This is a genomic window from Streptomyces sp. NPDC056361 (assembly GCF_042262805.1).
GTDB lineage: Bacteria > Actinomycetota > Actinomycetes > Streptomycetales > Streptomycetaceae > Streptomyces.
The window spans coordinates 1-12,370 of record NZ_JBHJQI010000193.1 but is presented as its reverse complement, the minus strand read 5'-3'; the positions used below and the strand labels follow the sequence as shown (position 1 = coordinate 12,370).

Genomic DNA, 12,370 nt, shown 5'->3' with positions numbered 1-12,370 from the left:
CGCGAAGGACGCGCCCGGGGCCGTTCGTCGTTCCCGTCCCTCGGTACGGGGTCAGGCGGGGGTGTCCGTCGCGGACGGTCCGCCGCCGAGGGCGGACGAGGCGATGCCGACGGGGGCCTCGCTGCCGGTCGGCGTGGACGTGGACGGCGTGGGCGTCGACGTGTCGGGCGGCGTGGTCGTGGTGGACGTCGACGGCTTGGGCGTCGACGACGACGGCTTGGGCGAGGAGGACGTCGTCGACGGCCGGGGCGGCGTCGGCCGTCCGGTCGGCGGGGTGGTGCCGGTCGACGGCGACCCGGTCGTCGCCGTCGGGCTGTCCGAGGGCGAGGCGGAGTCGGACGAGCCCGGGCTCGCCGAGTCCGACGGGGACGCGCTGCCGGAGCCGGAGGGGCTCGGGGAGCCGGAGGCCGTGGGCGTGCCCGTCTCCCCCGGCTCGCCGTCGGTCGGCGGCTCGTCGTCGGAGCCGTCGGCGGTGCCGTCGTCGGGCGCGGTGGTCTCGGTGGTGACGCTGTTGGTGACGGGCACCTCGTCGTCGCCGGAGGTGATGCCGAGGGTCACGACGGTGCCGAGGACGGCGACGAGGAGGGCTCCGGCGCCGACCGCGACGAGGTTGCGGCGGGCGCCGGCGAGGAGGCCGCCCTTGAGGCCGGGACGGCCGGCGTCCTCGGCGGCGTCGGGGCGCGTGAGGAGCGTCGGGCCCTCGTCGGCGAAGTCGGGGAACGCCGGGAACGCGGGCATCGGGGCCGGCTTCGCCCGGACCGGTCCGCCCGGCAGCGGGGCCGTGGCTGCCGCCGGGCCGAGCGCGGGGCGGGTGGCGGCGGGGCCGCGCAGGGCCGGGACGCCGCGCGGCGGGGATACGGGCTCCTCGGCGCGGGGCTCGGCCGGGGTGCCGTGCTCCCCGGCGAGGTCGGCGACGAGGGCGAGGGCCCGGCGGCCGGCGACGGTGCCGCGCTTGTCGGCGAGCACGCCGCGCATGCCGATGGAGGCCTCCAGTTCGGCGCGGGCCCGCTCCAGGTTGCCGGCGAGGATCGCGAGGACGCCCAGTTCGTGGTGGAAGTACGCCTCCTCCGCCACGTCCCCGGTGTGACGGGCCGCCTCCAGTCCGGCGCGCAGGGCCCGCTCCCAGGCACCCCAGTGCAGCCCGGCGGCGAAGGCGGGCGCGGCGGCGCGGGCGAGGAGGACGGCGGTGGCCCGGCGCTCCGCGTCGTCGGCGGCGTCGGAGCCCGTACCGGTACCGGTGGCGGCGCCGGAGGCCGTGCCGGAGACGAGGGCGGTGAGGGCGGCGAGCAGCGCGTCGGACTCGGCGGCGGCGCGGTCGGGCGTGACGGAGGGGTGGGCGGCCCACCATGCGTAGTGCTGGGCGACGGTGTGGGCGCGGTCGGCGGCCCCGTGCTCGTACCCGTGGGCGAGGAGCTGGGTGAGGACGCCGGCGGCGAGCCGGTAGCGGGGGCCGACCGGGGAGAGCAGGCCGCAGGCGACGAGTTCGCCGAGGGCGGCGTCGGCGTGGGTGTCGCCGACGAGGGCCGGCAGGTGGGCCTGGTGCGGGAGCTCGCCGCCGAGGGCGACGGCGAAGCGCAGGGTGGCCTGGGCGGAGCGGCTGAGGCGGGAGGCGAGGAGGGCCGCGGGGGCGGCGCCCTCGCCGAGGCTCGGCAGGGGTATCTCGCGCAGTTCGACGTCGGGGTCGTCGATGCCGTCGAAGGCCGCGGCGGCGACGGCCGCGGCCGCTTCGGGGTCGGTGGGTCCGAAGGCCTCTTCGAGGGCGCCGAAGGCGTCGAACTCGGCCGGGGTGACCCGCAGCCGGTCGCGCTGCCGGAGCAGGGCGCCGGCCTGGACGAAGCGCAGGGGCAGGCCTTCGGACTCGAACCACAGGTCGCCGGCCCAGTTGGCCTCGTCGTCGGTGAGGGTGCGGCCGGTGGCGCTCTCCAGGAGCTTGAGGGCGGCGCCGCGGCCGAGGCCGTCGAGGTGGAGTTCCTCGATGGGGGCGTCGGCGGTGGGGGCGGGCGCGTCGGGTCCCGCGGCGAACAGGAAGGCGCATTCGGGGGCCGCGTCGAGGAGCTCGTCGAGGGCGGCGCCGCCGAACTCCAGGTCGTCGACGACGACCACGGCGCCGATGTCGCGGACCAGGTCGAGGAGGGTGTCCCGGTCGGGCCGCTGGTCGGGGGCGTGGCGGACGGCGCCGAAGAGCTCGTGGAGGAGTTCGGTGGGGGTGCGGTGGTGGCCGGAGAGCCGCACGACGCCGTCGGGGGCGAGCTCCGCGCAGTCGGCGGCGACCGCGTCGAGGAGGGCGGTGCGGCCGGATCCGGCGGGGCCGGTCAGCCGGGCGGAGCGGCCGCGGGTGATGGTCGCGGTGAGCTGTTCGCGCTGCTCCCGCCGTTCGAGCAGGGGCAGGGCGGGCGCGGCGGGTCCGGCCGGGACGGGCGGGGCGGCGGCGCGGGCGGCCTCGGCGCGCTCCTCGGCGGTGCGGGGGCGGGGGGTCGCGGGTTCGCGTCCCGGCGGGCAGGGTTCGATCTCGCTGCCGTCGACGGGGTTGACGGTGAGGAGCAGTCCGCCGGAGACGAGCTGGACGACGCGGGCGCGCGCGGGGGCGGGGACGGGGACCGGCGCGGGCACGCCGCGGCCCTGGCGGGTCTCGTCACCCTCGGTGTCGTGCCCGTACTCCTCCGACCCACGGTTGATCGGGTCCATGGTGCAAGCCCCCAAGAAGCGGTGTCCGGTGCCCGCCGGATGGGTCCGTCAATGTGCAGGCGACCGAACCCTAGACCGTGGTCAGGCGCTCGGGAACAGGCGGGGTGCCTCGGAGACCAAGACGTCACGGTCTTGTGAGGATTGAGCGTGACGCCTGGTTCACACAGCTGCTTCACAGACGGGCGGCCGCCCCGGGGGTCACACCCGGGGCAGGGACTCCAGGGCGAGGCCGCCCTCGATGGCGAGGATGCGGTGCAGTCGGGTGGCGACGAGGAGCCGCTGCATCTGGGGCGGCACCCCGCGCAGGACGAGCCGCCGGCCGCAGCGGCCCGCCCGCCGGTGGGCGCCCATGATGACGCCGAGCCCGGTCGCGTCCCAGGAGTCGAGGCCGGTCAGATCCAGCACCAGGTCGCCGACTCCGTCGTCGACCGCCGAGTGCAGGACCGTACGGGCGTCCGCCGCGCTGCGGACGTCGAGGCGGCCCCCGACGACCAGCTCGACATGGTCGCCCCTGATGTGCATATGCGCTCCCCGAGAGTGCTCCGTCTTCGCAACAACTGACTGCCGCATCGGCAGATACGTTGCGCCTTGTCAGCGAACCGACACCGAAATTCACCCCACGGGGTGATGCGGGGTGGCGGGTCCGGCTCAGTACTTGTAGAAGCCCTGCCCGCTCTTGCGGCCGATGTCACCCGCGTCCACCATCCGGCGCATCGCTTCGGGCACCGCGAACTTCTCGTCCTGGGACTCGGTGTAGATGTTGTTGGCCGCGTTCACCAGGATGTCGATGCCGGTGAGGTCGGCGGTGGCGAGCGGGCCCATGGCGTGGCCGAAGCCGAGCTTGCAGGCGATGTCGATGTCCTCGGCGGTGGCGACGCCGGACTCGTGGAGCTTGGCGGCCTCGACGACGAGGGCCGAGATGAGGCGGGTGGTGACGAAGCCGGCGACGTCGCGGTTGACGACGATGCAGGTCTTGCCGACGGACTCGGCGAACTCCCGGGCGGCGGCGAGGGTCTCGTCGCTCGTCTTGTAGCCGCGGACGAGCTCGACGAGCTGCATCATCGGGACCGGCGAGAAGAAGTGGACGCCGACGACGGCCTCGGGACGCTCGGTCACCGCGGCGATCTTGGTGATCGGGATCGCGGAGGTGTTGGAGGCGAGGACGGCGCCGTCCTTGACGACCTTGTCGAGCGAGCGGAAGATCTCGTGCTTGACGTCGAGGTTCTCGAAGACGGCCTCGACGACGATGTCGGCGTCGGCGACGGCTTCGAGGTCGGTGGTGGCGGTGATCCGGCCGAGGGCGGCCTCGGCGTCGGCCGCGTCCAGCTTGCCCTTGGCGACGAACCGGTCGTACGACGCCTTGATGCCGTCGGTGCCGCGGGTCAGCGCGGCGTCGGTGACGTCACGCAGGACGACGTCCCAACCGGCCTGCGCCGAGACCTGTGCGATGCCGGATCCCATGAGTCCGGCCCCGATGACGGCAAGCTTCCTGGCCACGATCTTCCACCCCTCAACACCTGTTCACGACTGGCTCTCCGGCGGAGATTAGCGGTCGCGGGGCGCCATGTGACCGCTAAGTAACGCGCGTCACGCCCTCTTTGACGGACGTCACACTCGCGACACCCCCGCCGCGGCTTCGGTCCTCCCGCACCGCGTACGCCAGGACCTTGTCGCTCAGCAGTTCCTCGATCTCGTCGAGGAGGACGAGGGCCTCGCGGGAGACAGCGGTCGCCTTGCGTCCGACGGTCATCTCACCGGTGATGTAGCCGACGACGGTGCTCTCGATCCAGGCGAGCTGGCCGCCGACGAGCAGCGGCAGCGGGTCGTCGGCGGCCGCGCCGGTCTCCTCCCGCAGGGTGGTCACGACGGCCTCGTGGACCTGGTCCCGCAGGTGGAAGAGGCGGGCCTTGAGGGTGGGCGCGTGTTCGATGACGTTCATGAAGGCGTCGAAGCCGTCCATGAGTCCGTACGCGGGCGACACCGCCCCGATGTCCTGGCGCAGCTCGCGCAGGACGGCCTGCGCGGCCGACTCGCCCTGGTCGCGGCCGCGGATCATCCGGGCGAGGCGCTGGGTGACGCCGTCCATCCGGTCGAGGAAGAGGTCCTCCTTGGCCGGGAAGTAGTTGTAGACGGTGTTGACGGAGACGTCCGCCGCCTCGGCGACGTCGGCGACGGTGACGCTCACGAAGCCGTGCTCCAGGAAGAGCCCCGTCGCGATGTCCGAGATGCGCTGCTTCGTCTCGCGCTTCTTGCGTTCCCTGAGTCCCTCGGCCATGCGCCCATCCTAGGCAATCCTAGGCTCCCTGAAATTTCGGAGCCATTGAATTTTTGGTGTCGTTGCAAAATTTCAGTGACTCTGTTTTTCTGTCGGCATGCCCCTCATCAGCACGGCCGGGCTCGCCCGGACCTTCCCCTCCAAGCGCGGCCCCGTCGAGGCCGTCCGCGGCATCGACCTGACCGTCCGCCCCGGCGAGATCGTCGGACTGCTCGGCCCCAACGGCGCCGGCAAGACGACCACCCTGCGGATGCTCACGACGCTCCTCGCCCCCACCGGCGGGGCCGCCACGGTCGCCGGCCACGACCTCCTGAAGGAACCCGTCGCCGTACGCCGCCGCATCGGGTACGTCGCCCAGTCCGGCGGCCTCGACCCCCAGGAGACCGTCCGCTCCGAGCTCGTCACCCAGGGCCGGCTGTACGGGATGCCCCGGGCGCGCGCGGCGGCCCGCGCCGAGGAGCTCGCGGCGGACCTCGGCCTCACCGAGCTCCTCGACCGGCGGACCCCGGCGCTCTCCGGCGGCCAGCGCCGCCGGGTCGACCTCGCGATGGGCCTCACCCACCGGCCGGAGCTCCTCTTCCTCGACGAGCCGACGACCGGCCTCGACCCCGGCAGCCGCGCCGACCTGTGGGCGCTGGTCCGACGGCTGCGCGACGCCCACGGCACCACCGTCGTGCTCACCACCCACTACCTGGACGAGGCCGACGCCCTCGCTGACCGGATCGTGATCGTCGACCGGGGCACGGTCGTCGCCGAGGGCAGCCCCGCCGCCCTCAAGGCCGCGCACGGCGCGGCCACCCTCCAGGAGGCGTTCCTCGCCGTCACCGGGCGCGGCCCGGCCACCGTCGACACCACCCCCGCAGCCGTATAGGACCCCTGATGCTTCTCCACGACACCGCGCTCGTCTTCGGGCGCTACGCCCGCCAGACCCTGCGCTCCCCGTTCCAGATCCTCTTCGGCGTCCTGATGCCGCTGCTCCACCTGCTCTTCTTCGGGCCGCTGCTCACCGGTCTCCCACTGGGCCGGGAGGGCGACTCCTGGCAGATCCTCGTCCCCGGCCTGCTGCTCCAACTGGGCCTGTTCGGCGCCTCGTTCGCCGGATTCTCGATCATCATGGAGAAGGGCTGGGGCGTCTTCGACCGGATGCGGGCCACCCCGGTGAGCCGGCTCGCGCTGCTCCTCGGCCGGGTCCTGCGGGACGCCGCGCTCTTCGTCTTCCAGGCGGTCCTGCTCGTCCTGGTCGCCGTCCCGATGGGCCTGCGTGCGCCGGTCGCCGGGGTCCTGATCGGCTTCGGCTTCGTGGCCCTGCTGACCGCGTCGCTCGCCTCGCTCTCGTACACGCTGGCGCTGAAGCTCCCCAGCCCGCAGGAGTTCGGCCCCGCGGTCAACACGCTCGCCATGCCCGCGATGCTGCTGTCGGGCCTGATGCTGCCGATGGCCCTCGCCCCCGACTGGCTGGACGCGCTCTCCCGCCTCATGCCGTTCCGCTATCTGGTGGACGCGGTCAGGGAGGCGTACATCGGCCACTACACGACGCCGACCATGCTGTACGGGGTGCTCGTGGCCCTCGCCGTGACGGCGTCGGCCGTGACGGTCGGCACACGGACGTTCCGGAGCGCCCGCGGCTAACTAGGCTGGCCGCATGGTCAATCTGACGCGCATCTACACCCGTACCGGCGACCAGGGCACCACGGCCCTCGGCGACATGAGCAGGACCGCCAAGACGGACCTGCGGATCTCGGCGTACGCGGACGCCAACGAGGCCAACGCCGCCATCGGCACGGCCGTGGCCCTCGGGCAGCTCGACGAGGCCGTCGTGAAGGTCCTCGTCCGCGTCCAGAACGACCTCTTCGACGTCGGTGCGGACCTCTGCACCCCGGTGGTGGAGGACCCGAAGTACCCGCCGCTCCGCGTCGAGCAGTCGTACGTCGACAAGCTGGAGGCCGACTGCGACCGCTTCCTGGAGGACCTGGAGAAGCTGCGCTCCTTCATCCTGCCGGGCGGCACGCCCGGTGCGGCGCTGCTGCACCAGGCGTGCACGGTGGTCCGGCGGGCCGAGCGCTCCACCTGGGCCGCCCTGGAGGTGCACGGCGAGACGATGAACGCCCTGACCGCCACCTACCTCAACCGCCTATCGGATCTGCTCTTCATCCTCGCCCGGACCGCGAACAAGGAGGTCGGGGACGTGCTCTGGGTCCCGGGCGGGGACCGCTGACCCGCCGGTCGGCGGCTTCTTCGGCCAGATCGCGTAGCTGAGCGCGATCAGGCCGTGGATGCCGACCGCCCGCCAGGCGAAGAAGATCCAGCTCCGCAGCGCCCGGGTGTCCCCGTCGTCGCCGACGTACCAGACCGCGAGGAGCAGCAGGACGGAGGCGACGGCCGCGGCGACGACCGAGCCGAGCCAGATCTCGCCCTCGTGGCGGGCGCGCGCCCGGCCGTACCGCGGCGGGCCGGCCGGCGGCGGCGCGCCGCCGAAGCGGTGGGCGGCGTGGCCGTCGAGCCACTTCACCGTCCGGTGGCCGTGGCCGACGGTGTAGCCGATGTAGACGGCGGCGAGGCCGTGCCTCCAGCTGGGGTCGGCCCCGTTCTTGAGGTCGATCGCGGTGACGACGAGGAGCAGGACCTCCAGGAGCGGCTCGCACAGGAGGAGCGCCATACCCGTCCGGGGCATCTTCAGGAGGTAGCGGGCGGCGAGGCCGGCGGCCAGCAGGACCCAGAAGGCGACCTCGCAGACGACGATCAGCGTGACGATCACGGCGTTCCCCTTTCGGCTCCCCCTCAGCGTCTCCCGGCTCCGGGCCCGGATCGTCGTCGCCGATGACGAACTCCGCCTACATCGTTCGACGGAGGGCGGCACCCGCGCGGATCGGCCCCGACGTGGAGGCCCGCGCCCGCGGGGGCGTGTTGGATGGGTACGTGACGCTCCCCCGCCCCCACCGCATCGACCTGCTCATCGCCGCCTCGGGATTCTTCGGCGGCGTGATCCTCTGGTGGTTCGGTCTGTACGTGACCGGGACGCACGTCGTCGAGCAGCGGTGGGCGACGCTGGTCCCGCTGACGGTGATGTCGGGGGCGGAGGTGCTGCGCCGGACCGCGCCCCGGACGGCGCTGGCCGCCGGCACCCTGGCCATCGTGGCCGACCAGTTCACCAACGGCAGCCTCGCCACGGTGCTGATGTTCACGGACGTGGTCTACGCGGCGGTCGTGTACGGGCGGCCCGCCTCGGCCCGCCGCATCCCGTACACGACGGGCCTGATCACGGTCGGGGGCACCGTCGTCCTGCTGATCTGGTGGCAGAACGCGTTCGCGCTCCTCGTCGGGGTGATCACCGGCATGATCTCCTTCCTGCCGGCCGTGACCGGCGCCGTCGTCCGCAACCACCGCAACGCGGCGGACGCGGCCCGGCTGCGCGCGGAGCAGACCGCGCTGCTCGCCGAGATGGACCGGACCCAGGCGGTGGTGGCCGAGCGGGCCCGGATGGCGCGCGAGCTGCACGACATGGTGGCGAACCACCTCTCGGCGATCGCGATCCACTCCACGGCCGCGCTCTCCCTCGACGAGCCGGCCACCACCCGGCAGGCGCTCACCGTGATCCGGGAGAACAGCGTGGCGGGCCTCACCGAGATGCGGCGGCTCATCGGACTGCTCCGGGACAGCGACGGGGAGCGGGAGCCGGGGGCCGTGCCCAGCCTCGACGCCGTGGACACCCTCCTCGCGCGGGCCCGGGCGAACGGCGCCGCGGGCGGCCTGGAGTTCGTCCTGGAGGACGACCGCCCGCCGGGCGGCTCCCTGCCGGCGCCGGTGGAGCTGGCCGCGTACCGGATCGTGCAGGAGTCGCTGACCAACGCGGTCAAGCACGCCGCCCCCGGTACCGTCAGGGTGCGGATCGGCCGGGCCGACGGGGTGCTGACGGTCGCCGTCGACTCGCCGTACGGGGAGCGCCCGGGGCCGACCGCGCCGGGCACGGGTTCGGGTCTGGTGGGCATGCGGGAGCGCACGGAGCTGCTCGGCGGGGAGTTCCGCGCGATGGCCTCGGGAGCGGTGTGGCAGGTGCGGGCGGAGCTGCCCGCGGACGAGGAGACGGGGAACGCATGACGGTGCGAGTGGTGGTCGCCGAGGACCAGAGCGCGGTACGGGCCGGGCTGGTGCTCATCCTGGGCAGCGCCCCGGACATCGAGGTGGTCGGGGAGGCGGCGGACGGCGAGCGGGCGGTCGAGCTGGCACGTGAACTCCGCCCGGACCTGGTCCTCATGGACGTGCAGATGCCCCGGATGGACGGCGTGACGGCGACGGGGATCGTCGTCGCGGAGGGGCTGGCCGACGTCCTGGTGCTGACCACCTTCGACCTCGACGCGTACGTGTTCGGGGCGCTGCGGGCCGGGGCGGCCGGCTTCCTGCTGAAGAACGCGGACGCGCGCGAGCTGATCGAGGCGGTCCGGACGGTGGCGCGCGGCGAGGGCATGATCGCCCCTGCGGTGACGCGGCGGCTCATCGCGGAGTTCGCCGCGACCGGACGGCCGGCGCGGCCGTCCTCGGGAACGGATCCCGCCGTGCTGGAGGCGCTGACGCCCCGGGAGCGCGAGGTGCTGTCGGCGCTGGGCGGCGGGCTGTCGAACGCGGAGATCGCCGTACGTCTGGACATGGCGGAGGCGACGGTGAAGACGCACGTCAGCAAGGTGCTGGGGAAGCTGGGGCTGAAGAGCAGGGTTCAAGCGGCGGTGCTGGCACAGGAGTTGGGCGTCTAGTCGGAGATTGCCGACGTTGGTCTGGACCTCTTGACGATTGGTCCAGACCTTCCTACGCTCGCGGGGCGCGCGCATCTTCACGGACCACCCCCACCTTGTCCGTCCGCAACTTGAGGAGCACCGTTGAGCACTCAAGCACCGACGCGCAGATCAGGGTTCAGACGCCGGACCGCCGCCGGCCTGACCGCCCTGATCCTGCCGCTGGCCGCCATGGTCGGCCTCGCCACCCCCGCCGAAGCGGCCACCTCGGCCACGGCGACCTACACGAAGACGTCCGACTGGGGCACCGGCTTCGGCGCCAACTGGACCATCAGGAACACCGGCACCACCACCATCAGCTCCTGGACCGTCGAGTGGGACTACCCCACCGGCACCTCGGTCACCTCCGCCTGGGACGCCACCGTCACCGGCTCCGGCACCCACTGGACCGCCAAGAACGTCGGCTGGAACGGCACCCTCGCCCCCGGCGCCTCCGTCTCCTTCGGCTACAACGGCGCGGGCCCGGGCGCACCCACCGGCTGTAAGATCAACGGCGCCCAGTGCGACGGCAGCCAGCCCAGCGACATGCCGCCGTCGGCCCCCGGCACCCCGGTCGCCTCGAACATCACCGACACCTCGGTGAAGCTGACCTGGACCCCCGCGACCGACGACAAGGGGATCAAGAACTACGACGTCCTGCGCGACGGCACCAAGGTCACCAGCACGACCGCCCTGACCTACACCGACCAGGGCCTGACCGCCGGCACCGACTACAACTACACGGTCGTCGCCCACGACACCATCGACCAGATCGGCCCGGCCGCCGGACCGACCCCGGTCCACACGACCGGTGGCGGCGGGGGCGGCGACCCCGGCCCCCACGTGAAGATGGGCTACTTCACCAACTGGGGCGTCTACGGGCGCAACTACCACGTGAAGAACATCGTGACCTCGGGCTCCGCGTCCAAGATCACCCACATCAACTACGCCTTCGGCAACGTCCAGGGCGGCAAGTGCACCATCGGCGACGCCTACGCCGACTACGACAAGGCCTACACCGCCGACCAGTCCGTCGACGGCGTCGCCGACACCTGGGACCAGCCGCTGCGCGGCAACTTCAACCAGCTCCGCAAGCTGAAGAAGGCGTACCCGAACATCAAGGTCCTGTGGTCCTTCGGCGGCTGGACCTGGTCCGGCGGCTTCGGTCAGGCCGTGCAGAACCCGACCGCCTTCGCCCAGTCCTGCTACGACCTGGTCGAGGACCCGCGCTGGGCCGACGTCTTCGACGGCATCGACCTCGACTGGGAGTACCCCAACGCCTGCGGCCTGTCCTGCGACACCAGCGGCGCCGCCTCCTTCAAGAACATGATGCAGGCCATGCGCGCCAAGTTCGGTGCCAACAACCTGGTCACCGCGGCCGTCACGGCCGACGCCTCCACCGGCGGCAAGATCGACGCCGCCGACTACGCGGGCGCCGCACAGTACATGAACTGGTTCAACGTCATGACGTACGACTTCTTCGGCGCCTGGGCGGCGAAGGGTCCGACGGCCCCGCACTCCCCCCTCACCTCGTACGCCGGCATCCCGCAGGCGGGCTTCAACTCCGCCGAGGCGATCGCCAAGTTCAAGGCGAAGGGCGTCCCCGCGAACAAGCTCCTCCTCGGCATCGGCTTCTACGGCCGCGGCTGGACCGGCGTCACCCAGTCCGCCCCCGGCGGCACGGCCACCGGCCCGGCGCAGGGCACGTACGAGCAGGGCATCGAGGACTACAAGGTCCTCAAGAACTCCTGCCCGGCCAACGGCACCGTCGCGGGCACGGCGTACGCCCACTGCGGCACCAACTGGTGGAGCTACGACACCCCCGCCACCGTCAACTCGAAGATGAGCTGGGCCAAGAACCAGGGCCTCGGCGGCGCCTTCTTCTGGGAGTTCAGCGGTGACACCGGCAACGGCGAACTCGTCGGCGCCATCAACACCGGCCTGAACTAGCCCCTCCGGGGAAACGCCGAAGCGGGGGACGGTGCAGCACACCGTCCCCCGCTTCTCACGTACCAGCGCTTCTCACGTACTAGGCCACGTTCACCCTCCCCCAGACTTCGTCCGGGGGGACCCCCATTCAACGGGAAGGGAATCTAAGCGACATTCACCCGTTGCCCGGGAGGCGCCGCCTCCAGCCAGGCCATGAAACCGGTCCGCGCGTCCTCGCTCATCGCGAGCTCCAGACGCACCCCCTCGTACATACAGGGCTGGATCACCGCGTCGGAGAGCAGCGCGAGCTCCTCCTCGCCCTCCGGCATCCGGCGCTCGAGCGCCACGATGGACGAACGCTCCAGGATCCGGCGCGGGCGGGGCGCGTACGAGAAGACGCGGAACCAGGCGATCTCGTCACCGCTGTAACGGGCGACGCCGTACACCCAGCCCTTGCCGGTCAGATCCGGTTCGTCGGGCACGTCCCAGCGCAGCGAGCAGTCGAAGGTGCCGCCGGCACGCTGGATCAGTCTCCGGCGCAAGCCGAAGACGAAGAGCCCGATCACCACCAGTGCGACGACCAGGCCGCACACGAGCAGAGCGAGGAACATCTTCACCGACCTCCTCGCTGCGTCCCGTAGCCGGCACGGCCGGCCGAACCGAATACAACCTGCATATGCATCGCCTCAGCCGCGGCACGGTCCGGAAAATTCCGGAC

General features: G+C 72.6%; 12 protein-coding genes. 6 read left to right on the top strand and 6 right to left on the bottom strand.

All coding sequences use genetic code 11. The features are described 5' to 3' along the window. Nucleotides 1-51: 51 nt before the first annotated feature. The 4 genes from ACFCY7_RS36940 to ACFCY7_RS36925 form a co-directional block, all read right to left on the bottom strand. The gene (locus tag ACFCY7_RS36940) at nt 52-2,685 is read right to left on the bottom strand and encodes an ATP-binding protein (RefSeq protein ID WP_376490459.1); all 2,634 of its coding nucleotides are present in this window, start codon (nt 2,683-2,685) and stop codon (nt 52-54) included. Nucleotides 2,686-2,883: 198 nt separating this feature from the next. Further along, complete coding sequence (locus tag ACFCY7_RS36935) at nt 2,884-3,207, bottom strand: STAS domain-containing protein (RefSeq protein WP_030210572.1); 324 nt, start codon at nt 3,205-3,207, stop codon at nt 2,884-2,886. A gap of 126 nt (nt 3,208-3,333) precedes the next feature. Further along, nucleotides 3,334-4,182, bottom strand: a complete 849-nt coding sequence (locus tag ACFCY7_RS36930) for a 3-hydroxyacyl-CoA dehydrogenase family protein (protein WP_376490458.1) — start codon at nt 4,180-4,182, stop codon at nt 3,334-3,336. Nucleotides 4,183-4,258: 76 nt separating this feature from the next. Continuing rightward, complete coding sequence (locus ACFCY7_RS36925; RefSeq protein WP_376490457.1) at nt 4,259-4,960, bottom strand: TetR/AcrR family transcriptional regulator; 702 nt, start codon at nt 4,958-4,960, stop codon at nt 4,259-4,261. Between the two features lie 97 nt (nt 4,961-5,057). On the opposite strand from ACFCY7_RS36925, the gene ACFCY7_RS36920 reads away from it, so the two are divergent. The 3 genes from ACFCY7_RS36920 to ACFCY7_RS36910 are packed head-to-tail and all read left to right on the top strand — an operon-like array spanning nt 5,058 to nt 7,175. Next, complete coding sequence (locus tag ACFCY7_RS36920; protein WP_376490456.1) at nt 5,058-5,831, top strand: ABC transporter ATP-binding protein; 774 nt, start codon at nt 5,058-5,060, stop codon at nt 5,829-5,831. Nucleotides 5,832-5,839: 8 nt separating this feature from the next. Next, complete coding sequence (locus ACFCY7_RS36915) at nt 5,840-6,589, top strand: ABC transporter permease (protein WP_376490455.1); 750 nt, start codon at nt 5,840-5,842, stop codon at nt 6,587-6,589. A 13-nt stretch (nt 6,590-6,602) separates the two neighbouring features. After that, a complete protein-coding gene (locus ACFCY7_RS36910) occupies nt 6,603-7,175 on the top strand; it encodes a cob(I)yrinic acid a,c-diamide adenosyltransferase (protein WP_376490454.1) in 573 nt (190 codons plus the stop codon). Here the strand turns inward: ACFCY7_RS36910 and ACFCY7_RS36905 are convergent. After that, a complete protein-coding gene (locus ACFCY7_RS36905; protein WP_376490453.1) occupies nt 7,092-7,715 on the bottom strand; it encodes a hypothetical protein in 624 nt (207 codons plus the stop codon). The genes ACFCY7_RS36910 and ACFCY7_RS36905 overlap by 84 nt on opposite strands. A gap of 161 nt (nt 7,716-7,876) precedes the next feature. On the opposite strand from ACFCY7_RS36905, the gene ACFCY7_RS36900 reads away from it, so the two are divergent. From ACFCY7_RS36900 to ACFCY7_RS36890, 3 genes are all read left to right on the top strand, one after another. Continuing rightward, nucleotides 7,877-9,055: a sensor histidine kinase gene (locus ACFCY7_RS36900; RefSeq protein ID WP_376490452.1), complete on the top strand. Its 1,179-nt coding sequence runs from the start codon at nt 7,877-7,879 to the stop codon at nt 9,053-9,055. After that, the gene (locus ACFCY7_RS36895) at nt 9,052-9,705 is read left to right on the top strand and encodes a response regulator (protein ID WP_376490451.1); all 654 of its coding nucleotides are present in this window, start codon (nt 9,052-9,054) and stop codon (nt 9,703-9,705) included. The genes ACFCY7_RS36900 and ACFCY7_RS36895 overlap by 4 nt, the downstream gene beginning before the upstream one ends. A 210-nt stretch (nt 9,706-9,915) precedes the next feature. Further along, nucleotides 9,916-11,673 (top strand): glycosyl hydrolase family 18 protein, encoded by a 1,758-nt coding sequence (locus tag ACFCY7_RS36890; RefSeq protein WP_376490460.1) that lies wholly within the window; start codon nt 9,916-9,918, stop codon nt 11,671-11,673. A 143-nt stretch (nt 11,674-11,816) separates the two neighbouring features. On the opposite strand, the gene ACFCY7_RS36885 is transcribed toward ACFCY7_RS36890, so the two are convergent. Next, nucleotides 11,817-12,263: a DUF2550 domain-containing protein gene (locus ACFCY7_RS36885; RefSeq protein ID WP_376490450.1), complete on the bottom strand. Its 447-nt coding sequence runs from the start codon at nt 12,261-12,263 to the stop codon at nt 11,817-11,819. Between the last annotated feature and the right edge of the window lie 107 nt (nt 12,264-12,370).